The organism is Acidithiobacillus ferriphilus (assembly GCF_028215975.1).
Lineage (GTDB): Bacteria > Pseudomonadota > Gammaproteobacteria > Acidithiobacillales > Acidithiobacillaceae > Acidithiobacillus > Acidithiobacillus ferriphilus.
On record NZ_CP116458.1, the window covers coordinates 2,102,223 to 2,125,000 of the forward strand.

Consider the following 22,778-nt stretch of genomic DNA (forward strand, 5'->3'; position numbering starts at 1 on the left):
AACCCATGAGTACAGAGACCAAGATACAGGACGTGCTCCTCCTTTTCGGGGAATTGCGCAATGCGCCGTATGCCCCGGCGGCTTTTGCCACCAGCTTTGGGGCGGAAGACATGGTGCTCACGGACCTGATTGCGAAGCATGCGCCCTGGATGGAGATATTCACCCTCGATACCGGCCGTTTACCGGAGGAAACCTACCGACTGATGCAGGAAACCCGGGAGCGCTACCACCTCCCCATTCAGGTGTATTTTCCGGAGCACGGGGCAGTGGAGCGCTATGTCCGGGAACACGGGCCCAACGCCTTTTATGAAAGCCAGAAATTGCGCAAGAGCTGTTGCCATATGCGCAAGGTCGAGCCCTTGCAGCGGGCATTGCGGGGTAAAGGGGCCTGGCTGACCGGGATGCGTCGGGAACAGGCGCTCTCGCGGCAGGACCTCGCCGTCCGGGAATGGGACACCACCCATGAATTGCCCAAGTTCAACCCCCTGGCCGATTGGCACCATGCGGAAGTTTGGGATTATATCCGTGATTTTAAGGTGCCCTACAATCGTCTTCATGATCAGGGTTACCCCAGCATCGGTTGCGCCCCCTGCACGCGCGCCATCTCCCCCGGCCAGGACATCCGCGCGGGTCGTTGGTGGTGGGAGAGTCCGGATACCAGAGAGTGCGGCTTGCATGTCGTTGACGGCAAAGTGATTCGCATCAAACCAGCAGCGTCACAAAAAACGTCAGGGTAAATACAATGAACACTGCAGTCGAAAAGCACGTTATCGATGCCGCCAGCGATCACCATCTGGACTGGCTGGAATCAGAAGCGATCCACATCATGCGCGAGGTTGCGGCCGAATGCGGCAAGCCGGCACTGCTGTTTTCAGGCGGCAAGGATTCGGTGGTGCTGCTGCGCATCGCCGAGAAGGCCTTCCGTCCGGGCAGGTTTCCATTTCCACTGGTGCATATCGATACCGGCCACAACTTCGCTGAAGTCATCGAATTCCGCGACCGACGCATTGCTGAACTGGGTGAACGACTGATCGTGCGTTCGGTCGAGGAATCGATCAGGCGCGGCACCGTGCGCCTGCGTAACCCCGCAAGCGATTCGCGCAATGCGGCGCAGGCTGTCACGCTGCTGGAGGCCATCGCTGAGTTTCAGTTTGATGCCTGCATCGGCGGTGCCCGTCGCGACGAAGAGAAGGCGCGCGCCAAAGAGCGGATCTTTTCATTCCGCGACGAGTTCGGGCAGTGGAATCCGAAGGCGCAGCGCCCGGAACTCTGGGATTTATATAACACCCACATTCATCCTGGCGAAAATATGCGCGTGTTCCCGATTTCAAATTGGACCGAACTGGACGTCTGGCAATACATCGCCCGCGAAAAACTGGCGCTGCCACCGATTTATTTTGCCCATGAGCGCCAGGTCATTTCACGCAACGGCTTTCTGGTACCACTGACCACCCTGACCCCGGCCCAAGAAGGCGAGGCGATAGAAACCAAAACCGTGCGTTTCCGCACGGTCGGCGATATTTCATGCACCTGCCCGGTGGCGTCGGATGCCGCCACCGTCGAAGCCGTCATCGCCGAAACCGCCATGACCAAAATCACGGAACGTGGTGCGACGCGGATGGATGACCAGGCATCGGAAGCATCAATGGAACAACGCAAGAAGGCAGGATATTTCTGATGAGCGCAACCATTCCCAAACGGTTTTTGCAGGAACTGACCAGAGAACGCGGCTTGCTGCGCTTCATTACTGCCGGTTCGGTAGACGATGGCAAGAGCACGCTGATCGGCCGCCTGCTGTTCGACAGCAAGGGTATTTTCGCCGACCAGCTGAGTGCCATGTCGCGCGCCAAGCACCGGCGCACGACCGGCGACACGATCGACTTGTCGCTGCTGACGGATGGCCTGGAAGCCGAGCGCGAGCAGGGCATCACCATCGACGTCGCTTACCGCTACTTCGCCACGCCCCGGCGCAAGTTCATCATCGCCGACACCCCGGGCCATGAACAGTACACGCGCAACATGGTCACTGGAGCATCCACCGCCGACGCCGTCGTCATCCTGATCGATGTCTCGAAAGTGCGGCTGGGCGACGATGGCAGTGTGGAATTACTGGTGCAAACCAAGCGCCATTCGAGCATAGCCCACCTGCTGCAGATCGAGCATGTCGTGGTCGCGATCAACAAGATGGATCTGGTGCATTACGACCAGGCGGTGTATGACCGTGTCGTACAGGCATACCGGGAATTCGCGCAACGGCTGGGCCTGAAGGACATCCGCACGATTCCGTTGTCCGCCCTGGCGGGCGACAATGTGGTCACTGCGGGCGACAGAATGCCCTGGTATCAGGGGCCGACGCTGATCGAACTGCTCGAATCCCTGAGCGTCTATGACGCATGCCATGACGAACCGCTGCGTTTTCCTGTACAACTGGTGGCGCGCCACAATGGTCACGAGGCCAACGACTTCCGCGGTTACATGGGCCGTATCGAAGCCGGGAAAGTCAGCAGGGGCGACCGACTGGTAGTGCAGCCAAGTGGATCAACGGCGACGGTGAAAGACATCCTGATACTCGATCGGTCGCTGGAATCGGCCGTCGTCGGCCAATCGGTAACGCTGTTGCTGGAGGAACACCTGGATATTTCGCGCGGCGACATGCTCGCGTCCGCCGATCGTCCGGCCAGCCTGCTCAAAACCGTCACCGCCGACGTCTGCTGGTTGTCGGAGGATCCGCTCGATCTGCGTCGCAAATACTGGCTGAAACACACGACCAGGCAAGTCACCGCGCGCGTCACGGAAATCGATACGTTACTCGACGTCAATACGCAACAGAAGCACCCGGCCAATGCCCTGCGACTGAATGACATCGCCAGCATCACGCTGAATGTGCAGCAGCCGCTCGCCGCCGATGCGTATGACGCCATTCGCTCGACCGGTGCGTTCATTCTGATTGATGAAGTGACCCACCAAACAGTCGCGGCGGGGATGATTCGCCGCAACGCTTCTGGAATGGAGCGGTTTCGTCTATGAGCGGAGTTGGTTACGGCAGCGCTGGAAAAGTCTGGATTGTTGGGGCGGGCCCCGGCGACCCGGAACTCCTCACCCTGAAGGCGGCCACGCTTGTGGGGACGGCCGACATTATCTTCCATGACGCACTGGTTAATATCCGCATCCTGGCAATGGCACGGCCAGATACCAAATTGGTGGACGTCGGCAAACGTGGCGGTCAGCCCTCAACTTCTCAAATGAGCATTCAGACACGCATGATTCACGCAGCGCGGCAAGGCATGCGGGTAGTTCGCCTCAAGGGTGGTGACCCCTTCATTTTTGGGCGCGGTGGTGAGGAATGTATAGCCCTGTGGACGGCTGGTATCGACTATGAAGTAGTGCCCGGCATCACCAGTGGCATCGCCGCCGCTGCCGCTGTCGGCATGCCACTTACTTACCGCACAATCAGCCAATCCGTCCTATTCGTAACGGGACATGCGGCCCCGGGGGGGCCTCCGATAGATTGGGCCCATCTCGCAAAGGCTGCGGATACACTGGTAATTTACATGGGGCTGGCACAGACAACGGAGATCCAGAGCGGCCTAATCGCCGGTGGACGGCATCCAGACACGCCGGTACTGGCGGTACATTGGGCGACCTTGCCACAGCAACGCCATGTGCACACCCGACTAAACCGGTTTTCCGATGTAATTCATGAAGCCGATCTTGGTAGTCCGACAATCATCATTGTGGGTGCGGCGGTACACCTGTCGCAACACCTATCATTGGAGGAAAACATCTCGGATGTTGTTAACGTATGATTGAGAATATTCGGAACGCATGATAATGAAAGAGACTACAGTTCATATTTTCAGGGATAAAGAGCGTCATATTGCAGCATGCCAGCTGGATGATTCTAAAAATATAATTTTTGGGTTTTCCTTGGATGATGCACAACTCACCCCATTGCATATGCTAAACATAGCTCTTGGTCAATGCATAGCCGAACTCGCCTTGCGGTTTCTGGAGCGCAGAAATCTAAAATCATGTTGCCTGACAAGCATCCGTATGACGGTAAAAAATACCGGTTCGGCCCGGATAGAATGTGCTGATGTCATATTGAAACTACCTTTACAATTGTCGGCAGAAGACGAAACAATTCTGATTAGGATACTGCATCAGTGTCCGATACATTCGGCCATTTCAGGGAGCGTTTCCACTAGGATTTGCATATGCGATGGCCGTGAACCAATTGCGCAGTATGAACAGGATCTATTAACCAATGTAAGGTAACCAACTAATTACAAAGGAGTGCTGCATGAAAATTCTCGTCATCGGCGGCGGTATGGGTGGTACTATTTTTGCCAACCATCTGGCCCGCCGTCTCCCTCATGAAATAAAGGTCGGCAAGATCCAGATCACCATGCTCTCGGCCAGTCACGAGCACGTCTATCAGCCTGGCTGGTTATATGTGGCCATGGGCCGTGTCACCCCGGATGAACTGGTCCGTGAGCAAGCAAGCCTGTTGGAACCCGGCATCGAGTTCCATGTGGACCCGGTGGAGGAGTTCCACCTCGCCGAGAATCACGTCAAATGCAAGAGCGGCAAGGTCCATGAGTATGACCTCATCGTCATTTCCACAGGTTCCCGGCCCACGCCAGAGACCATCCCCGGCCTCCGGGAGAACTCTATCCACTGCTATACGGCGGATGACGCGCTGAACTTTTTCAGGCAACTGTCGACGTTCAAGGGCGGCCGCATCGTCATCACCGTGGGCCTGCCGCACAAATGTCCGATGATTCCGCTGGAAATCACCTTTGCCATACACGACTTCATCAAGGATCGCGGTCTGCTGGACAAGACGGAGTTTTACTACACCTATCCCATCGGTCGCGTCCATAGCCTGGAGAATGTCGCCAAGTGGGCGGCGCCGGAATTCGACCGTATGGGCATCCAATATGAAACCCTGTTCAACATGAAGGAGGTGGATGGCAAAAATGCTGCCGTCCTCAGCGAGGAAGGTGGTACCGTGAAATACGACCTGTTGGTGGCAGTCCCGCCGCACAGGGGTCAGGAAGTTATCGAGAAGAATGGTCTTGGTGAAAACGGTTGGATCCCCACCAATCGCAACAGCCTGCATATGGAAGGTGAATATGGTAAAAATGTTCTGGTATTGGGCGATACCACCAATATTCCCATCAGCAAGGCCGGCTCCACCGCCCATTATGAGGCAGAAGTCGCCGCCGAGAATGTCGCGGCCTTGATCAAGATCGGGTGCCCGGTGCGGGAATATGACGGCAAGGTCTTCTGCTTCATTGAGGCGGGCAAGGATCGCGCCACCTATGCTTCGTTCAACTACAAGACGCCGCCCCAGCCCAAAGCGCCCACCGGTGCAGTCCATGCCTTCAAGATGGCCTACAATCAGCTCTACTGGGCGACTGCCCGTGGCTTACTCTAAGAAGGGAGGACAGCATGGCTACCGCAATCCCAGAACACCATACCCACGATACCGAACCGAGCCGGGCCCAGGAGGCCTTGACCGAGTTGATCAACAATGGCGACCTTGACCGCCTCGTCCACCTCGCACGGTTGATCGGCTCTGCCCAGGATGCCATGAGCGATGAGATGGTCAGTCGCCTCTCCGCCATGACCGGTGACGGTCTGGATCTCTTGGATCGGGTCATCCGCTCCGGCGTGGTCAAGGCCCTGCCCACCATCACGACTTTGGTGGAGAACGGCGATCTGGAGCGACTCGTCCACCTCGCGCGCCTGGCCGGGGCGGCACAGGATGCCATGAGTGACGAGATGATCAGCCGGATGGCTGGCATGGTGGGGGATATCCTCCGTCTGGTGGACCGCATCACGCGCGCAGGCACGGCGGAACGCCTGCTAGAGATAGCCGAGCAGATCGAAAAGACCCATGCCATTACGGATCTCCTCCAGTCTCTCGCCAGCGCCGCTGAAGAAGCCGCCCATGTCCCCGCACCCAAGGGAGGCGTAGGTGGCCTCTGGGAGATCATCAAACAACCCGAAACCCAGCAGACCATCCAGTTCCTCATTCTGGTGGGCAGACATTTCCGCTCCCACCGTCGCGCCCATCATCCTGCCGAACCATAGGATCTTTCTTACCTCATTTGGCGCCCCCGCACGCCTACCACCAGAAGGCCTTACCGGCACAGCGCCGCCAAACGGCTTCCGCAAAGGGCGTCCGCAGTTCGTCCTGTACAGACCCCGCCGCAACGATTTATCATTTGCCCTTAATTTTTCATAAAATCACTGAAAATGGCACTCATCGTACAGAAATTCGGCGGCACCTCCGTGGGCGGCGTGGAACGCATCCGGGCCGTCGCGGAACGGGTCACCGCCAGTCATCGCGCCGGTCATCAGGTGGTAGTGGTGGTTTCCGCCATGTCGGGCGAGACGGACCGACTCCTGCAACTGGCGCGCGCCCTGGCCGATGCCCCGGCGGAACGTGAATTGGACACCCTGCTCAGCACCGGCGAGCAGGTGACCATCGCGCTGCTGAGCATGGCGCTGGAGGGTATCGGTCAACCCGCCGTTTCGTTCACCGGCGGGCAGGTCGCCATCATGACCGATTCGGCCCATAACCGGGCGCGCATCGAGCATATTGACGATCACAAGATCCGGGCGGCACTGGATGCCGGCAAGATTGTGGTCGTGGCGGGCTTCCAGGGGGTCGATCCGCATGGCAATATCACCACCCTGGGTCGCGGTGGTTCCGATACCACCGCCGTGGCCCTGGCGGCCGCCCTGCATGCCGATGAATGCGACATTTTCACCGATGTGGACGGCATTTACACCACCGACCCGCGGGTGGAATCCCGGGCGCGCCGTCTGGATCGCATCACCTTTGAAGAAATGCTGGAAATGGCCAGCCTCGGTGCCAAGGTTCTGCAAACCCGCTCCGTCGAATTCGCCATGAAATACCATGTTCCCGTGCGGGTCTTGTCGTCTTTTCAGGATGGACCCGGCACCCTGGTCACCAATGAGGAAAATTCTGTGGAAGCTCCCCGCGTCTCCGGCATCGCCTTCTCCCGCAATGAGGCGAAAATCACCGTCGTCGGCGTGCCCGACCATCCGGGCATCGCCTATGCCATTCTGGGCCCAATTTCTGCGGCCAATATCAATGTGGATGTGATCCTCCAGAATATTTCGGAGGCGGGTAAAACCGACTTCACCTTCACGGTGGACCGCAATGATTTCGCCAAGACCCAGGGTATTCTCCAGAGCGTGGCCCAGCAACTCGGCGCCGAGGACGTGCGGGGCGATACCCATATCGTCAAGGTTTCCGTGGTGGGCGTCGGGATGCGCTCCCATGCCGGTATCGCCGCCACCATGTTCGAAACGCTGGCGCGGGAAAACATCAACATCCAGATGATTTCCACCTCCGAGATCAAGATTTCCGTCGTCATCGAAGAAAAATATCTAGAACTCGCGGTGCGGGCGCTGCACGCGGCTTTTGCCCTGGACGGGGGGGCAGCAGCCTGATGCCACTCATGTCCACTTACGCCCGGCTGCCAGTCGCTTTTGCAAGGGGTGAGGGGGTATGGCTCTATGATACCGAGGGGCGCCGTTATCTGGACGCCCTGGCAGGGATCGCCGTCTGTGGCCTGGGTCACAGCCATCCAGCCGTGACCCGCGCCCTGCAGACCCAGGCCGGCCAACTGCTGCATACCTCCAATCTCTACCACATCCCTGCGCAGGAAAAACTGTCTGACACCCTCTGCACGATCAGTGGGATGGATGCGGCCTTTTTCTGCAATAGCGGCGCCGAGACCAATGAAGCGGCCATCAAAATCGCCCGTCTCCACGGTCATGGCAAAGGCATCGCCGAACCGCGGATTCTGGTATTCAGCAACGCTTTTCATGGCCGCACTCTGGCGACACTGACGGCCACCGGTAATTTTCGCATCCAGGAAGGCTTCGATCCCCTGGTGCCGGGCTTTGTGCGCGCCCCTTATGGCGATCTCCACACCGTCCGCGCGCTGGTTGCCGCCAACCCTGGCATTTGCGCCATTCTCGTCGAACCGGTGCAGGGCGAGGGCGGTGTACGCCCGGCGCCTGAAGGTTTTCTGACGGGTTTGCGGGAGGTCTGCGACGCGCATGGACTACTCCTGATGCTGGACGAAGTGCAGACGGGCATCGGCCGTACCGGGACCTTCTTCGCCTACCAGCAGATTCCTGGTCTGCTGCCCGACGTGCTCAGCCTCGCCAAAGGACTGGGCAATGGGGTACCCATCGGCGCCATGCTCGCTCGCCAGTCGACCGCCGCGCTCTTCGGACCGGGCAAACACGGCACCACCTTCGGTGGCGGGCCGCTGGTCTGCGCCGCCGCCCAGGCCGTGCTCGACACCATGCGGCAAGAGGCCATCCCCGCCCATGCGGAACAAATGGGGGGCCTGCTCCGCCAGCGTCTGCGCGAACGCTTCGGCCAGCACCCCGAGGTGGTGGAGGTGCGCGGCATGGGTCTGATGGTGGGTATCGAACTGGCCCATAAGCCCGAACGGCTGGTGGAACGTGCCCTGGAGGCGGGCCTGCTCATCAACGTCACTGCCGAACGGGTGATTCGTCTGTTGCCGCCGCTGATTCTGCAAGAGGCAGAAATCGACCTCCTCGTCGCTGGCCTCGCCAGCCTTCTGGAATCCGCATCATGAATATCCGTCACTTTTTGCGTCTCTCCGATCTCAGCCCCAGCGCACTGCGAGCGCTCCTGCAGCGCGCCATCGCCCTGAAGAAAATCCAGCGTGCGGGCGAGCGCTACGCCCCCTGCGCGGGCCGGACACTGGCGATGATCTTTGAGAAATCCTCCACCCGCACCCGCGTGTCCTTTGAGACGGGCATGGCGCAACTGGGCGGCCATGCCCTTTTCCTCTCGCCACGGGATACCCAACTGGGGCGCGGCGAAAGCATCGAGGACACCGCCAGGGTGATCTCGCGCATGGTCGATATGGTGATGATCCGCACCTTCGGTCACGACAATCTCATCCGCTTCGCCGCCGCGTCGCGGGTGCCGGTGATCAACGGGCTCTCCGACGACCACCACCCCTGTCAGCTCCTCGCCGACCTAATGACGGCGACGGAACATTGGGGTGACCTGCGTGGCAGGACCGTGGCCTATATCGGCGACGGCAGCAATAATATGGCCCACTCCTGGATGGAAGCCGCGCGGATTTTCGACTTTCAACTGCGCGTCGGCAGCCCGGCGGGTTATGCACCGACCGCCGCGATGTGGCAGACCGGCGGTAATCACGTCACGATCCTGCATGATGCGGTGACCGCGGTGCGCGGTGCCGACCTGATCGTCACCGACGTCTGGACCAGCATGGGTCAGGAAGAAGAGGCCGCCGCACGCAAGGCGATTCTCGCCCCTTTCCAGGTCAACGCCACCCTCATGGCCGCCGCCGCGGCGGACGCCTTATTCATGCACTGCCTTCCTGCCCACCGTGGCGAAGAGGTCAGCGCCGAAGTCATCGACGGACCCCGGTCTGTCGTCTGGGAAGAGGCGGAAAACCGCCTGCACGCCCAGAAAGCCCTGATGGAATTATTATTTGGCATCGGCCCCGTGGCCGCACTGCAAGGAGATTGATGCATGGTCAAGAAAGTCGTTCTCGCCTATTCCGGTGGTCTGGATACCTCGGTCATCCTCAAGTGGTTGCAAGATCAGTATCAGTGCGATGTGGTCACCTTCACCGCCGACATCGGCCAGGGTGAAGAGCTGGAACCGGCACGCGCCAAGGCCGAGAAGCTCGGCGCCAGGGAAATCTTCATTGATGATCTGCGCCAGGAATTCGTCAGTGATTACGTGTTTCCCATGTTCCGCGCCAACACCCTTTACGAGGGCGAGTACCTGCTGGGGACCTCCATCGCCCGGCCCCTCATTGCCAAGCGCATGGTGGAAATCGCCGTCGACGTGGGTGCCGATGCCGTCGCCCATGGGGCCACCGGCAAGGGCAACGATCAGGTGCGTTTTGAGCTGGGGGCCTACGCCCTCAATCCGAACATTCAGGTGATCGCCCCCTGGCGGGAATGGGACCTGAACTCCCGCGAAAAGCTCCTCGCCTATGCCGAACGGCATGGCATCCCGGTGGAACGCCACGGCAAGAAATCCCCCTACTCCATGGACGCCAACCTGCTGCATATTTCCTACGAAGGTGGCGTTCTCGAAGATCCCTGGGCGGAAGCCGAAGACGGCATGTGGCGCTGGACCACGGCGCCGGAGCAAGCGCCAGATCAGCCCCGTTATCTGGAGATCACCTACGCGCACGGCGACCCCATCGCCATCGACGGCGAAGCGCTCAATCCCGCGCAATTGCTGGCGCACCTCAACGCCGTCGGCGGCGAGCATGGCATCGGGCGCCTGGATATTGTCGAAAACCGCTACGTCGGCATGAAATCCCGGGGCTGCTACGAGACCCCCGGCGGCACCATTCTGCTCAAGGCCCATCGCGCTATCGAATCCATCACCATGGACCGGGAAGTCGCCCATCTCAAGGATGAGCTCATGCCTCGCTACGCCAGCATCATCTACAACGGCTTCTGGTGGAGCCCAGAACGCCGCGTCCTGCAGACGCTCATCGATCAGACCCAGCGATTGGTCAATGGCGTGGTGCGCCTCAAACTCTACAAAGGGAGTTGTATGGTGGTGGGACGGCAGTCGCAGGAGAGTCTCTTTGATCCACGCATCGCCACCTTTGAAGATGATGCCGGCGCCTACAACCAGAAAGATGCCGAGGGCTTCATCAAGCTCAACGCGTTGCGTCTGCGCATCGAAAAGCGTTTGCAGGGTTAATTTCAGCAGTCCGCGTAAAGGGTCGTCCACCGGGGTGGCGCTTGCGGACTATCATTCGCCCAACATGAGGAGGAAATCATGCGTCTCTTGCACACCATGCTGCGCGTTGGAAACCTGGATCGCGCCATTGTTTTTTATACAGAAGTACTTGGCATGCGTCTTCTGCGTCGCAAGGATTACCCCGAAGGCAGATTCACTCTGGCCTTCGTCGGTTATCAGGAAGAAAGCGCCGGTGCCGTGATCGAATTGACCTACAATTGGGGAGTGGACCATTACGCCCTTGGCGAAGCCTTTGGACATATCGCCCTGGAAGTCGAGAATGCTGCAGCGGCCTGCGACGCCATCCGTCAGCATGGCGGCAAGGTCGTGCGCGAGGCCGGCCCCATGAAATATGGCAGTACGGTTATCGCCTTCGTCGAAGACCCAGATGGCTACCGCATTGAGCTCATCGAAAAGAACGCAGATTTCGCCGAGCATCCAGCCTGAGCAAAGCGCCTTGGCCGGTGTCAAGCACCCGTATTAGGCGACCGCACCGCCAAGATGCGGACGGTCCAGGGGTCACTCATCATGCCATAAAGCGGTCGATCCCATATTTTGCAGATATTGCTGATGTGCGGCGACCTCTGCACTGCTGGCACGAATTACCCGCAGTGCAGTCTTGCGCTGCAAAGACACCGGGCCAACCAGCGGCGCGACGCCAGCAGAGCTAGGCGGCGAGGCTGCCGGAACCTCTGACGGCAGCGCGATGGTGCTTATAAGGCCCATCATATCCACCTGCCCACCGGTCATCGCCAGGTAGACTTCCGCGAGTATCTCACAGTCCAGCAAAGCCCCGTGCAGATCACGACGACTGTTGTCCACACTATAGCGTCGGCACAAACTGTTCAAATCATTTTTCTGGCCGGGGTGGCGGCGGCGCGCATCCACCAGGGTATCCATTATCGCCTGCCGCAACGGTGCTTTTTTCGCCTGTTGCAGTTCATGATTCAAAAAACCCAGATCAAAAGGCGCGTTGTGAATAATGAGTTCCGCGTCACCCAGGAAGTCCAGAAAAGCGTCCGCGACCTCAGCGAAAACCGGCTTATCCTGCAAAAACTCGGCGGTCAGTCCATGCACCCGCAAGGCCTCGGGATCACTGCTGCGCTGCGGATTGAGATATTGCTGGTAATGCACCCCCGTCACCCGCCGGTCGATCAGCTCCACGGCCCCGATTTCAATTACCCGATGCCCTTGCTTCCAGTCGATGCCCGTGGTTTCCGTATCCAGCACCACCTGCCTCACAGCCATCCTTCGCCCTCCTGCACCTGCCTGCCCGCTGCATACCGATCCATGACCAGATTCAGCAACGCGTCTACCCGTTCATTCTCGATATGCCCCGAGTGTCCTCTCACCCACTCCCACTGGATCTCGTGACGTGCCGCCATGGCCGCCAACGGCTCCCAGATATCCCGATTTTTGACCGCATCCCCACCCGCGGTCCGCCAGCCTCGGCGTTGCCAGCCAGCCAGCCACTGGGTCATACCATCGCGCAGATAGCGGGAATCACTGACTACCCGCACGACACTGGGACGCTTGAGTGCCTCCAGGCCGCGCAAAGCCGCGGTCAGCTCCATTCGGTTGTTCGTCGTTTCCGGAACGAAGCCCCATAAAACCTTCTCCTGCTCTGCCAGCCGCAGACACGCACCCCAAGCCCCCATACCCGGATTACCGCGGCACCCCCCATCGGTAAACAATTCTATGATTTTTTTTTGCATGATGCAGGGTTCTCGGCAGGATTTGTGACATCATAAGCAACGGGCGCTTCGGAACGGACTTTTTGACGCCCGGAACGCAAATTGAGCGGACGTAGCGCGCCGATCAGCGGACGCCCGGGATCACGCCGCTGTGCCAGCAACAAATAGGCGTTGGCTCCTGCCGGCCACCAGCGATCGCCCATCAGTTCCATCCATTGCGCATTGCGCTTCAGGCCCGGCACGGAATATTGAAAGTAGCGTCCCTCGCGCAGCACAAAATCCTGCTCTTCCAGCAGGGTACGCAGTCGTCCCAGAGGCAGAAAGGGACGTCGCCATGGCCAGGCGCGGTCCCGGCGCCAGAGGTGCCAGCGGCGGACCACACTCAGACTACCCCCTGGGTTGAAATCCATAATCAGCACATGGCCCTCGGGGCGCAGCACCCGCCAGCACTCCTCCAGCACCGCCTGCGGATTGGCTATCCGGGTAAGACAGAAAGGGATGATAACCAAATCGAAACGCATGGCCGCAAAGGGCATCGCCTCACAGGCGCCATAGGCTTGCAGATACTCGTCGACGGGCAAGACAAAGCCATCATTGAGCAGCACCCAGGTGTGCTCGTGGCCGGGCGGCAGTCCCCAGAAAACGGGTTGCCCGAGTTGCAGAATAGTCTCCGGTTGCAGACGTTCTACCCAGCGCGGCAGAATATCCCGGGCGCGGTCCAGCAAGAGACGACCGCTGCTCCCATCCCACCAGATGGCGGCACGACGCGCCCGCGGTCGACTGCGACGTCCCAGGCTCTGCATATCAGCGCAACGGCCTTGCAGCGGCAGAAAAAGAAAACACTAGCGTCGGGTACCCCAATTCAATGCCATAATGGGCCTATGGTACCTTGCCCGTAGCGAGATGCAAAAATGCCCATCCATTTTATCCCCGCCTTCACGGATAACTACATCTACATCGCAGAAACACCCAAAGGCACATGGATTATCGATCCCGGTTGCGCCGATCCCGTCTTCGCCTGGTGCGCGGAACATCAGCGCTGTCCCAGCGCCATTCTCTGCACCCACCATCATGCGGACCACACCGGTGGCGTGGAAGCACTGGTGCAACGTTTCCGCATACCGGTCTATGGCGCCAACCAGCGCATCCCGCAACTCACCCACACTGTCCGCGCGGGCCTCTTGGCGCTGGACAAGGAGTCGCTCACCGTGCTGGAAGTGCCCGGCCACACCCGCGATCATCTCGCCTACGTCTGGGAAGACGCGCTTTTCTGCGGAGACACCCTCTTCGCCGCCGGTTGCGGGCGCCTCTTTGAGGGCACCGCAGCGCAGATGTTCCACAGTCTGCAACAGTTCGCCAGATTGCCGGGGGATACCGCCGTCTACTGTGCCCACGAATACACCCTCAGCAATCTGCGCTTCGCGGCACAGGTCGATCCGGAGAATCCGATCATAGCCCAGCGCCAAGAAATGGCCACCGCACAGCGCGCGCGCAACGCACCCACCTTACCCTCCAGCGTGGCCCTGGAATGCGCCAGCAACCCTTTCCTACGCTGCCATGAACCCGCGTTGATCCGCAGTGCCAACACCTTCGATCCCGACACCGGCGACGACCCTGTCCGCGTTTTCAGCACGCTGCGCCGCTGGAAAGATCATTTTTCCTGAGCTCAGCGTCGTGTCGGCAGGCACATCAGTTCAAAACGCTCGGTCCAGGCCTTACGCAAAACCCGCCACACGGCATCGGCGTCCACCGCGGCAAGGGTCTGGAGGGACTCTTCCACCGAAATCAGGCGCCCCAGATACAGCCATTGTCGCGTCAGGCGGCTCATGCGCATTTCCGCATCCTCCTGCCCCAACAGGAGCTGAATCCGCAGACTGCGCTTCGCCCAGGCCATATCCTCCGGCCGCGGTCCGTGCTCCAGTAATGTAGCCAGGACCTCCGCCACTGCCTCTGCCGCCTGAGCTTGCTGTGCGCCCGGCGTAGCCGCATAGAGCGTCCACTCCCCGCAATCTCGGAGGGGGTCGAGATGGGAAAACACCTGATAGGCCAATCCCCGTTTTTCACGCAGTTCGCGGAACAGATAGGACGCCGTGCCGCCACCCAATATGGCGTTGGCGACCACATAAGCCAGGTAATCCTCCGCAGCAACGCTGCAAGCCGGCGCCATCCAGATCAGATGCGCCTGTTGCGCCTGGGCGCGGCGCAGGCGTTTCTGCCCGCCATGAAACTGCGGGGCCGGCATGGTAGCACGGGTGCCATGCCGCGGTCCCCGGAAAGCCGCCGCCCCCCAGGCACAGAGCGCCGCATGTTCCACTTCCCCGACAGCGGTGACTATCAGCGGCGATTCGGCGAGAACCCGCTGATGATAGGCTTGCAAGCGCTTCCGACTGGCTGATCGGATACACTGTGCGTTCCCCAGCACCGGCCAGGCCAGGGGATGCGCCCCCCAGATTTCCGCGAGAGCACGCTCCTGCACCCAGTCCTCCACATCCTCAGCGGCCATGGCCGCCTCTTGCGCGACTACCCGCTTTTCGAGGCGCAGGTCAGCGTGGTCAAAGCGCGGTTTCGTCAGCAGCTCGGTCAGCAGCGTAAAGGCTTCAGCGGCATCCTCCGCCAACACTGTCCCGTGAAATACCGTGCTTTCGCGATCCGTAAATGCATTGATGGTACCGCCCAACGACTCCATCGCCGCATTGAGCGCATCGCCATCGCGTTCCGTACTACCTTTGAAGAGCATGTGCTCCAGCAAATGGGCAAAGCCGTTTTCGTCTACGGCCTGATCCCGGCTGCCGTTGCCGACGGTCAGAGACAAAGCCACGCTCCGGCGTCCGGGCAGGCGCTCACTGATCACCGTCACACCGTTATCCAGCGTTGTGCGGAGCGATCCAGTAGCATATGTCATATCAGGAAGAAATTATAAAAGAGTGTATACAAAGAGGGGGCCCTTCTAAGACCATAAAAAGCAGGGGGTGGACCATACCCATCCACCCCCATTGGCGTTCAACAACATTGACCATGATGTCAGCGGACCACTTATTGCGGGATATCCTTCATACTCAGTTTGATCTTTCCTTGACGATCCACTTCCAAGACCTTGACACACACTACCTGCCCTTCCTTGAGGTGATCGTGGACGTCACTCACCCGCTCGCTGCTGATCTGAGAAATGTGCAGCAAGCCATCCCGCCCGGGCAAAATCGTCACAAAGGCACCAAAATCCATGATCTTGGCCACTTTGCCATCATAAATGGTGTCAACCTGCACATCCGCCGTCAGCAATTCGATACGCCGCTTCGCTGCGGCGCCGGCTTCACCGTCCACAGAAGCAATAGTTACCGTACCGTTGTCCTGAATATCAACGGTCGCACCAGTTTCTTCGGTCAGGGCGCGAATGATCTTGCCGCCCGGTCCGATGACGTCGCGAATGCGATCCGGATTAATCTGGATGGTGATAATACGCGGTGCATAATCAGACAGTTCGCCACGGCTCATAGACAGCACGCCATTCATCAGCCCAAGGATATGCAGTCGCCCGGCCAGCGCCTGCTTGAGCGCCTGTGCCATGATTTCCCGGGTAATCCCGTCGATCTTGATATCCATCTGCAGGGCGGTCACCCCCTGTTCGGTGCCCGCCACCTTGAAATCCATATCACCCAGATGATCTTCGTCACCCAGGATATCGGTGAGGACGGCAAAGCGATCACCTTCCTTGATCAGGCCCATGGCCACGCCCGCCACCGGCGCCTTGAGAGGTACACCGGCATCCATCAGCGCCAGAGAGGCACCGCAAACAGTCGCCATGCTGGAGGAGCCGTTGGACTCCAGCACTTCAGACACCACCCGCAAACTGTACGGAAATTCGCTGTTACTTGGCAGGACCGCCGCTATCGCCCGCTTGGCCAAGCGCCCGTGACCGATTTCCCGGCGTTTTGGGGAACCTACCATGCCCGTCTCACCGGTAGAGAACGGTGGAAAGTTGTAATGCAGCATGAAACGATCACGACTCTCCCCTTGCAGGGCATCAATGATCTGCTCATCGCCCTTGGTGCCCAAAGTCGCCACCACCAGGGCCTGGGTTTCACCCCGGGTGAAGAGCGCCGAACCGTGGGTCCGTGGCAATACGCCCGCCTCAATGGTGATGGGGCGTACCGTCCTGCTGTCCCGACCATCAATGCGTGGCGCGCCATCCAAAATACGGCCGCGCACGATGCCGGTTTCAATTTTTTTCAACAGACCACGAACCAGATCGCCGCGCTGTGCATCTTCTGCGGCAAAGGCTATCACCATCGACTGCTGCACGTCTTCCAGTCGCTTGCTGCGCGCCTGCTTCTCCGTTAACGCATAGGCTTCCTGCAGAAGCGGTGTGGCTTTCTCGCGCACCTGCATACCCAGTGCTTCATCGGCCACCGGCGCCACCCAATCCCAGCGCGGCTTACCGGTCTCCTGCGCCAGCGCTTCGATGCTTTCGATGACGGGCTGAAATTGCGCGTGACCGAACATCACCGCTTCCAGCATGGTCTCTTCGGACAATTGCTGCGCCTCGGACTCGACCATGAGCACCGCCTGCCGGGTCCCTGCCACCACGAGATCCAGTTGCGAGGTGCTCAACTGCGAGTAACTGGGGTTCAGCACATACTGCCCGTCGATATAACCCACCCGGGCCGCACCAATCGGACCGTCGAACGGAATGCCGGAAATTGCCAGGGCCGCTGAAGCACCGACCAGAGCCAAGATATCGGGGTCGTTATCCCGATCCACTGACAATACCGTGGCGATAACTTGCACTTCGTTCATAAAGCCCTTGGGAAAGAGCGGCCGGATGGGGCGATCGATCAGACGTGAGGTCAGCGTCTCTTTTTCAGCGGGCCGCCCTTCACGCTTAAAGAAGCCACCAGGAATTTTGCCCGCTGCATAGGCCTTTTCCTGATAGTTTACCGTTAACGGAAAGAAATCCTGGCCCGGCTTTATCTCCCGGCGAGCCACTGCCGTTACCAGAACGACCGTATCCCCCCTAGAAACCAGTACCGCACCATCTGCCTGGCGTGCCATTCGGCCCGTTTCCAGCTGTAGGCGGCGACCGCCAAAATCTACTTCTTTCCGAATAATGGTCAAAACCTTCTCCTTACTTACGCAGACCCAGACGTTCGATCAGCGTGCGATAGCGATTCACATCCCGTCTCTTCAAATAATCCAGCAATTTGCGGCGCTGGCCAACCATTTTCAAAAGGCCTTGGCGGGAATGATGGTCATGCTTATTGACCTTAAAGTGATCTGCCAGCCCTTCAATACGGGTAGTCAGCAGGGCGACCTGTACTTCAGGAGAACCCGTATCCCCCACATGGGTGGCATAGCCCTGAACAACTGCTGCTTTGATATCACGAGACAACGACATAATTCCTGCTCCTCGAAAATTCTAAAAACAATAACCCCTAGTTTACGCTCATGAGGCGGCGAGGCGCCACCTTTCCGTCGTCCATGACCTCTCCCAAACCGAGAAACTGCCCCATCGGTCCATAGAGGCGAATGCGCCCAAGGGATGCAGGTGTATGGGCAACCACGACCCCTTGTCCCTGACGCAGATAATAGGCAGTGTTCTCCGTCAGAGTCACCGCCGGTAAATATTCTAAAGCCAGATCCATGGCTTTAAGCGGGCACTCCTCACGCCCCAGCACATCAGCAAGCGCTTCCAGGGTCAACGCCTGCGTAATATCAAAGGGACCGGTAGAGGTCCGCCGCAAGCCGTTGACATGCGCACCACACCCCAGTGCCGCACCGATGTCTGCCGCCAGGCTGCGGATATAGGTGCCCTTGGAACAGCGCACATCCAGCACCAAACAGTCGCCGTCCAACAAAACCAGGTCGAGCGCATCGATACGTACCTGCCGCGCCGCCCGCTCCACTTCCAGGCCCTTGCGCGCCAGTTCGTACAGCGGCTTACCACCCTGCTTGATCGCCGAATACATGGGCGGAACTTGCGCGATCACACCGGAAAACTGCGGCAATATCATACGCACCTGCTCTTCGCTGACGGCGACCGGCCGCTCTTCGAGAATTTCTCCTTCGCTGTCACCTGTTGTCGTGGTTTGCCCCAAACGCAAAGTTGCTCGATAGGACTTATCCGCGTTGAGAATATAATCAGAGACTTTAGTGGCCTCGCCAAAGAGCAAGACCAGCAGTCCGGTAGCGACGGGATCGAGGCTCCCCGTATGTCCGGCTTTTTTAATGCCGAGCAGGCGCTTAACCCGCTGCAAGGCCGCATTGGACGTCAGTCCTGCAGGTTTATCAAAGAGTAACAGACCATGTTGACAATTCATGGCAGATCCTCTTGTTCCTGCGCCGACGGCAAATGTGCCAGGAGTTCTGCCATTTCTGCACCCCGATCAAAACGCGCATCGTAAATAAAATGCAGGGGCGGAATACGCCGCAAGGCCAAACGCTTTCCCAGTAACTGACGGATTTCTCCGGCATGATCCTGTAACACCTGACGCACCGCACCAGCCCGCCCGGGGCCATCCATCAGCGAAAAATATACGGTCGCCGAGCGCATATCCGCCGGCAAATCCACCATGGTGATACTGGGGGGCAGCGGCACCAAGTCGGAAGACATCCCATGCAGGCGCGGCAACACCGCTGCTATTTCTTCCCGCAGTAAATGGGCCACCCTGGCGCCGCGCGGATACGCGCGATGAGAACTATGCAACACCGACTCCTAGACCGTTCGTGCCACTTCGGTGGTTTCGAAAGCCTCAATAACGTCGCCGTTTTTCAGATCATTGAAGTTGCGGACACCCACACCACACTCAAAACCCTCACGCACTTCTTTGACATCTTCTTTGAAGCGCCGCAAGGAATCCATTTCTCCGGTATGAATGACCACATCCTGCCGGAGCACCCGGACCTTGGCGTTACGCCGCAAGAGACCATCGGTAACCATACAACCAGCAATCATACCCACCTTGGGCACCCGGAACGTATCGCGCACCTGCGCATGACCCAGAATGCGCTCACGGACTTCGGGAGCGAGCATACCACTCATAGCGGCCTTCACCTCGTCCACCGCATCATAAATAACGCTGTGATAACGGACATCCACACCGCTATGGTCGATCAGACGCCGGGCAGGCGCTTCCGCCCGCACGTTGAAGCCGATGATAACCGCCTGAGATGCTGCGGCGAGATTCACATCAGACTCCGTAATTCCACCGACCCCGGAGTGAATGACATTGACCTTCACCTCAGCGGTGGAAAGGCGTTCCAGAGTCATGGCCAAAGCCTCTACGGAGCCCTGCACGTCCGCCTTGATCAGCAAGTTCAACTGCTGCAACTGACCATCTGCAGCGGCCTCGAACAGGCTTTCCAGCGTCGCTTTCTGATGCTTCGCCAAACGCACGTCACGGAATTTACCTTGACGAAAGAGCGCGACTTCGCGGGCTTTACGCTCATCGGCAACCACGACCACCTCATCACCAGCGTGCGGTACATCCCCCAGACCCAACACTTCTGCCGGCATGCCAGGAACCACCGACTGTGTCGACCGGCCCGTATCATCCACCAACGCCCGCACCCGTCCAAACTGTGCTCCAGCCAGAAGCATATCACCCGTATGCAAGGTACCCTGCCGTACGAGCACAGATGCCACGACACCGCGTCCCCGATCCAGCCGGGACTCGATAACCACGCCCTTCGCAGGACCGTTTACCTGGACATCCAGATCGAGCATCTCCGCCTGTAACAGAATCGCGTCAAGCAAATCATCAATATGCAACCCGGTCTTCGCAGAAACATTCACAAATTGAGTGTCGCCACCCCACTCCTCAGGTACCACTTCATGCCCGGCGAGTTCCTGGCGTATACGTTCCGGGTCTACGGACGGCTTATCGATTTTGTTAACCGCCACCACGATGGGCACTTTAGCGGCCTTGGCGTGGTGAATCGCCTCGACCGTCTGCGGCATCACACCGTCATCGGCTGCCACCACCAGCACGACAATGTCCGTCGCCTGCGCACCACGGGCACGCATGGCCGTAAACGCCTCATGACCCGGCGTATCGAGGAAGGTCACCATCCCCTTGGGCGTCTCCACATGGTAAGCGCCGATGTGCTGGGTAATACCCCCAGCCTCACCACTAGCCACCTGTGCAGAGCGAATCCGATCCAATAGCGATGTTTTGCCGTGGTCCACATGCCCCATGACCGTCACCACCGGAGGGCGTCGGCCCATGATCGGTGTCGCCGCAATCCCATCCTCTACCAAAAAGGCCTCGGGACTGGTCATTCCCACCAACTTCACCTTGTGCCCTAATTCCTCTACGACAATGGCGGCGGTTTCCTGATCAATCACCTGATTGATAGTGGCCATCACCCCCATCTTCATCATCGTTTTGATTACGTCAGTGGCCTTGATAGCCATCCGGCTAGCCAACTCACCCACAGTAATCGTTTCTGGAACCGCCACTTCACGGATGACCGGTGCTGCCGCCCATTCACTGATGGCGGCCCCCCCCTTGCCGCGGCTTCGTTTATCTCCGGACTTGCGGCGCCGTGCCAATGCATCGGCATTGCCGCCCTCATCACTACGTCGTCCGCCCCGCCGGGCGGCACCATTGCGGCGGGCATCATCATCCCCGGCGCGCGCGCCCCCCGGTCCAGCTTTCTTGCCTTTCGCTGGCGTCGCTGCGGCGGGCGTTCTGCTGGCCGGTAATGCTGCTGCGGGACGTGCGCGACCCGTATTGATTGTCGATGCTCGGCTACGATCAGGACTAGGCTGTTCCGGAGTGTGCGAAGCTGTAGGTGCCAGCCTTGCTTCAGCGTGCGAAGGGGTCTGCTGCGCAAGAGGTTCCATCACCACCGCCGCAGGTGCCGGCTGATCGGCCACGACTTCCGCAGGTGCCTGCACCTGCATCGACTCTCCCGTAGAAACCGCTTCTGTAGCTGCCGCAGACTCCGGTGCCGACCCCACTAAAACCGGGATCACCTGATCAGCACTCGAAGATTGCTCAGGGACAGCGGATTCCACGGTCTCTTCGACCGCTGCTTCTCGTTTGACGTAAGTTCGCTTGCGGCGCACCTCTACCTGCACCGTACGCGATTTTCCGGCGCCTACAGACTGTTTTATTTCCGTGGTGCTGGTGCGGTTGAGTGTAATGCGGCGCAACTCCCCACCGCCCTCTCCGTGCGCACTGCGCAACGAAGCGAGAAGACGATGTTTGTCATCCTCAGTGACCACATCCTCGGCCGTATTCTTGGGAATGCCCGCAGCGTTCAACTGCTCTAACAGCCGAGCATTCGTTACACCCAATTCAGCAGCAAAATTGGCGACAGTTACCGTCATAATCCTCATTCTCCAAAACCGCTACCCAGCAGACATACGTCGCGGGGACAGGGTCTGTATCAAACAAACCAGGGCGCACGCGCCTCCAGAATGAGAGCCTTGGCCCGCTCTGCATCCACACCGACCATCTCGCATAGCTCGCTCGTAGCCAGTTCCGCCAAGTCCTCGGAAGTAACAACACCTTTACTGGCCAGCAAGTGCGCCAAGCCCCTATCCATACCTTTCAGGGACAGTAAATCCTCTGCGGGCTCACTGAGTGCCACCTGCTCTTCCTGGGCAATAGCCTTATTGAGCAGGACATCGCGCGCACGGCGCCGCAATTCACCGACGAGATTTTCGTCCAATCCCTCAATCTCCATCATCTCGGCGACCGGAACATAGGCCACCTCTTCAATAGAGGTAAACCCTTCGCTGACCAGCAAGCCCGCCAAGTCCTCATCCACCCCCAGTTCCTGGACGAAGTGATTGAGGAAGGTCGACTCTTCTTCGTTGCGCTTGGCCTGGGCCTCTTCCTCGGTCAGAATATTGATAGTCCAACCCGTCAATTGCGTAGCCAATCTGACGTTCTGACCACCCCGCCCGATGGCCTGCGATAAATGCTCCGGACCAACAACCACATCCATACTGTGCGTGTTTTCATCCACCACGATACTGGATACTTCCGCAGGCGAAAGCGCATTGATCACATAGCTGGCCGGATCAGCCGCCCAGATCACAATATCAATCCGTTCGCCTTTCAATTCATTGATGACCGTCTGCACCCGGTTGCCGCGCAGACCGACGCAGGCGCCCACCGGGTCGACACGCGGATCATTGGAGCGCACGGCCAGTTTCGCCCGCAAACCCGGATCACGTGCGGCCCCCATGATTTCGATCATTCCGTTCCCTATTTCCGGGACTTCCTGGGCGAACAACTTGA

Annotated in this window: 22 protein-coding genes (1 of these 22 only partly in view); 12 read left to right on the plus strand and 10 right to left on the minus strand. The window is 59.0% G+C overall.

The window, feature by feature from the left end; genetic code table 11:
• Window positions 1–5: 5 nt before the first annotated feature.
• From PJU76_RS10530 to gloA, 11 genes are all read left to right on the plus strand, one after another.
• Entirely contained in the window at window positions 6–737 is a 732-nt protein-coding gene (locus PJU76_RS10530; RefSeq protein ID WP_271779503.1) for a phosphoadenylyl-sulfate reductase, read from the plus strand.
• 5 nt (window positions 738–742) lie between these two features.
• On the plus strand, window positions 743–1,678 hold the full coding sequence (gene cysD, locus PJU76_RS10535; protein WP_271779504.1) for a sulfate adenylyltransferase subunit CysD: 936 nt from the start codon (window positions 743–745) through the stop codon (window positions 1,676–1,678).
• The gene (locus PJU76_RS10540; protein ID WP_271779505.1) at window positions 1,678–3,027 is read left to right on the plus strand and encodes a sulfate adenylyltransferase subunit 1; all 1,350 of its coding nucleotides are present in this window, start codon (window positions 1,678–1,680) and stop codon (window positions 3,025–3,027) included. Before cysD ends, PJU76_RS10540 begins: the two co-directional genes overlap by 1 nt.
• Entirely contained in the window at window positions 3,024–3,806 is a 783-nt protein-coding gene (gene cobA, locus PJU76_RS10545; RefSeq protein ID WP_271779506.1) for a uroporphyrinogen-III C-methyltransferase, read from the plus strand. Before PJU76_RS10540 ends, cobA begins: the two co-directional genes overlap by 4 nt.
• A 497-nt stretch (window positions 3,807–4,303) precedes the next feature.
• On the plus strand, window positions 4,304–5,443 hold the full coding sequence (locus PJU76_RS10550; protein ID WP_271779507.1) for an NAD(P)/FAD-dependent oxidoreductase: 1,140 nt from the start codon (window positions 4,304–4,306) through the stop codon (window positions 5,441–5,443).
• 14 nt (window positions 5,444–5,457) lie between these two features.
• Complete coding sequence (locus PJU76_RS10555; protein WP_271779508.1) at window positions 5,458–6,102, plus strand: PIN domain-containing protein; 645 nt, start codon at window positions 5,458–5,460, stop codon at window positions 6,100–6,102.
• Window positions 6,103–6,267: 165 nt separating this feature from the next.
• Window positions 6,268–7,494, plus strand: coding sequence for an aspartate kinase (locus PJU76_RS10560; protein WP_271779509.1), 1,227 nt, complete (start codon window positions 6,268–6,270; stop codon window positions 7,492–7,494).
• Window positions 7,494–8,660: an aspartate aminotransferase family protein gene (locus PJU76_RS10565; RefSeq protein ID WP_271779510.1), complete on the plus strand. Its 1,167-nt coding sequence runs from the start codon at window positions 7,494–7,496 to the stop codon at window positions 8,658–8,660. The genes PJU76_RS10560 and PJU76_RS10565 overlap by 1 nt, the downstream gene beginning before the upstream one ends.
• Entirely contained in the window at window positions 8,657–9,592 is a 936-nt protein-coding gene (gene argF, locus PJU76_RS10570) for an ornithine carbamoyltransferase (RefSeq protein WP_271779511.1), read from the plus strand. The genes PJU76_RS10565 and argF overlap by 4 nt, the downstream gene beginning before the upstream one ends.
• A gap of 3 nt (window positions 9,593–9,595) precedes the next feature.
• Window positions 9,596–10,795, plus strand: coding sequence for an argininosuccinate synthase (locus PJU76_RS10575; protein WP_271779512.1), 1,200 nt, complete (start codon window positions 9,596–9,598; stop codon window positions 10,793–10,795).
• Between the two features lie 78 nt (window positions 10,796–10,873).
• On the plus strand, window positions 10,874–11,281 hold the full coding sequence (gene gloA / locus PJU76_RS10580; RefSeq protein ID WP_215849133.1) for a lactoylglutathione lyase: 408 nt from the start codon (window positions 10,874–10,876) through the stop codon (window positions 11,279–11,281).
• A 72-nt stretch (window positions 11,282–11,353) separates the two neighbouring features.
• Here the strand turns inward: gloA and dnaQ are convergent, their stop codons facing one another.
• From dnaQ to PJU76_RS10595, 3 genes are read right to left on the minus strand one after another with little or no spacing between them, the layout of a single operon-like run.
• Entirely contained in the window at window positions 11,354–12,082 is a 729-nt protein-coding gene (gene dnaQ / locus PJU76_RS10585) for a DNA polymerase III subunit epsilon (RefSeq protein ID WP_271779513.1), read from the minus strand.
• On the minus strand, window positions 12,073–12,549 hold the full coding sequence (gene rnhA / locus PJU76_RS10590) for a ribonuclease HI (RefSeq protein ID WP_271779514.1): 477 nt from the start codon (window positions 12,547–12,549) through the stop codon (window positions 12,073–12,075). The genes dnaQ and rnhA overlap by 10 nt, the downstream gene beginning before the upstream one ends.
• Window positions 12,531–13,331 carry a class I SAM-dependent methyltransferase gene (locus PJU76_RS10595; RefSeq protein ID WP_271779515.1) on the minus strand — a complete coding sequence of 267 codons (801 nt, stop codon included), beginning with the start codon at window positions 13,329–13,331 and terminating at the stop codon, window positions 12,531–12,533. Before PJU76_RS10595 ends, rnhA begins: the two co-directional genes overlap by 19 nt.
• A gap of 108 nt (window positions 13,332–13,439) precedes the next feature.
• Between PJU76_RS10595 and gloB the strand changes: the two genes are divergently transcribed.
• Window positions 13,440–14,192, plus strand: a complete 753-nt coding sequence (gene gloB, locus PJU76_RS10600; protein WP_271779516.1) for a hydroxyacylglutathione hydrolase — start codon at window positions 13,440–13,442, stop codon at window positions 14,190–14,192.
• Window positions 14,193–14,194: 2 nt separating this feature from the next.
• On the opposite strand, the gene PJU76_RS10605 is transcribed toward gloB, so the two are convergent.
• The 7 genes from PJU76_RS10605 to nusA all read right to left on the minus strand — a co-directional run.
• Complete coding sequence (locus PJU76_RS10605; protein ID WP_271779517.1) at window positions 14,195–15,385, minus strand: M16 family metallopeptidase; 1,191 nt, start codon at window positions 15,383–15,385, stop codon at window positions 14,195–14,197.
• 176 nt (window positions 15,386–15,561) lie between these two features.
• A complete protein-coding gene (gene pnp, locus PJU76_RS10610; protein WP_271779518.1) occupies window positions 15,562–17,640 on the minus strand; it encodes a polyribonucleotide nucleotidyltransferase in 2,079 nt (692 codons plus the stop codon).
• Between the two features lie 10 nt (window positions 17,641–17,650).
• Window positions 17,651–17,920 carry a 30S ribosomal protein S15 gene (gene rpsO / locus PJU76_RS10615; protein WP_064219533.1) on the minus strand — a complete coding sequence of 90 codons (270 nt, stop codon included), beginning with the start codon at window positions 17,918–17,920 and terminating at the stop codon, window positions 17,651–17,653.
• Between the two features lie 37 nt (window positions 17,921–17,957).
• Entirely contained in the window at window positions 17,958–18,842 is an 885-nt protein-coding gene (gene truB / locus PJU76_RS10620; protein WP_215861439.1) for a tRNA pseudouridine(55) synthase TruB, read from the minus strand.
• Window positions 18,839–19,231, minus strand: coding sequence for a ribosome-binding factor A (locus tag PJU76_RS10625; RefSeq protein ID WP_064219531.1), 393 nt, complete (start codon window positions 19,229–19,231; stop codon window positions 18,839–18,841). The genes truB and PJU76_RS10625 overlap by 4 nt, the downstream gene beginning before the upstream one ends.
• A 6-nt stretch (window positions 19,232–19,237) precedes the next feature.
• On the minus strand, window positions 19,238–21,859 hold the full coding sequence (infB, locus tag PJU76_RS10630) for a translation initiation factor IF-2 (protein ID WP_271779519.1): 2,622 nt from the start codon (window positions 21,857–21,859) through the stop codon (window positions 19,238–19,240).
• Between the two features lie 59 nt (window positions 21,860–21,918).
• Window positions 21,919–22,778 carry the 3' portion of a transcription termination factor NusA gene (gene nusA, locus PJU76_RS10635; protein ID WP_271779520.1) on the minus strand. The gene runs 622 nt beyond the window's last position, so the window shows 860 of its 1,482 coding nt (coding positions 623–1,482); its start codon lies off the right edge, out of view — the gene reads right to left on this strand; it ends in the stop codon at window positions 21,919–21,921.

What these genes read in the sequence shown, in the direction of transcription:
- PJU76_RS10530 (WP_271779503.1), top strand. Translation starts at nt 6, where the DNA reads ATGAGTACAGAGACCAAGATACAGGACGTGCTCCTCCTTTTCGGGGAA.
- cysD (WP_271779504.1), top strand. Translation starts at nt 743, where the DNA reads ATGAACACTGCAGTCGAAAAGCACGTTATCGATGCCGCCAGCGATCAC.
- PJU76_RS10540 (WP_271779505.1), top strand. Translation starts at nt 1,678, where the DNA reads ATGAGCGCAACCATTCCCAAACGGTTTTTGCAGGAACTGACCAGAGAA.
- cobA (WP_271779506.1), top strand. Translation starts at nt 3,024, where the DNA reads ATGAGCGGAGTTGGTTACGGCAGCGCTGGAAAAGTCTGGATTGTTGGG.
- PJU76_RS10550 (WP_271779507.1), top strand. Translation starts at nt 4,304, where the DNA reads ATGAAAATTCTCGTCATCGGCGGCGGTATGGGTGGTACTATTTTTGCC.
- PJU76_RS10555 (WP_271779508.1), top strand. Translation starts at nt 5,458, where the DNA reads ATGGCTACCGCAATCCCAGAACACCATACCCACGATACCGAACCGAGC.
- PJU76_RS10560 (WP_271779509.1), top strand. Translation starts at nt 6,268, where the DNA reads ATGGCACTCATCGTACAGAAATTCGGCGGCACCTCCGTGGGCGGCGTG.
- PJU76_RS10565 (WP_271779510.1), top strand. Translation starts at nt 7,494, where the DNA reads ATGCCACTCATGTCCACTTACGCCCGGCTGCCAGTCGCTTTTGCAAGG.
- argF (WP_271779511.1), top strand. Translation starts at nt 8,657, where the DNA reads ATGAATATCCGTCACTTTTTGCGTCTCTCCGATCTCAGCCCCAGCGCA.
- PJU76_RS10575 (WP_271779512.1), top strand. Translation starts at nt 9,596, where the DNA reads ATGGTCAAGAAAGTCGTTCTCGCCTATTCCGGTGGTCTGGATACCTCG.
- gloA (WP_215849133.1), top strand. Translation starts at nt 10,874, where the DNA reads ATGCGTCTCTTGCACACCATGCTGCGCGTTGGAAACCTGGATCGCGCC.
- dnaQ (WP_271779513.1), bottom strand. Translation starts at nt 12,082, where the DNA reads ATGGCTGTGAGGCAGGTGGTGCTGGATACGGAAACCACGGGCATCGAC.
- rnhA (WP_271779514.1), bottom strand. Translation starts at nt 12,549, where the DNA reads ATGCAAAAAAAAATCATAGAATTGTTTACCGATGGGGGGTGCCGCGGT.
- PJU76_RS10595 (WP_271779515.1), bottom strand. Translation starts at nt 13,331, where the DNA reads ATGCAGAGCCTGGGACGTCGCAGTCGACCGCGGGCGCGTCGTGCCGCC.
- gloB (WP_271779516.1), top strand. Translation starts at nt 13,440, where the DNA reads ATGCCCATCCATTTTATCCCCGCCTTCACGGATAACTACATCTACATC.
- rpsO (WP_064219533.1), bottom strand. Translation starts at nt 17,920, where the DNA reads ATGTCGTTGTCTCGTGATATCAAAGCAGCAGTTGTTCAGGGCTATGCC.
- truB (WP_215861439.1), bottom strand. Translation starts at nt 18,842, where the DNA reads ATGAATTGTCAACATGGTCTGTTACTCTTTGATAAACCTGCAGGACTG.
- infB (WP_271779519.1), bottom strand. Translation starts at nt 21,859, where the DNA reads ATGACGGTAACTGTCGCCAATTTTGCTGCTGAATTGGGTGTAACGAAT.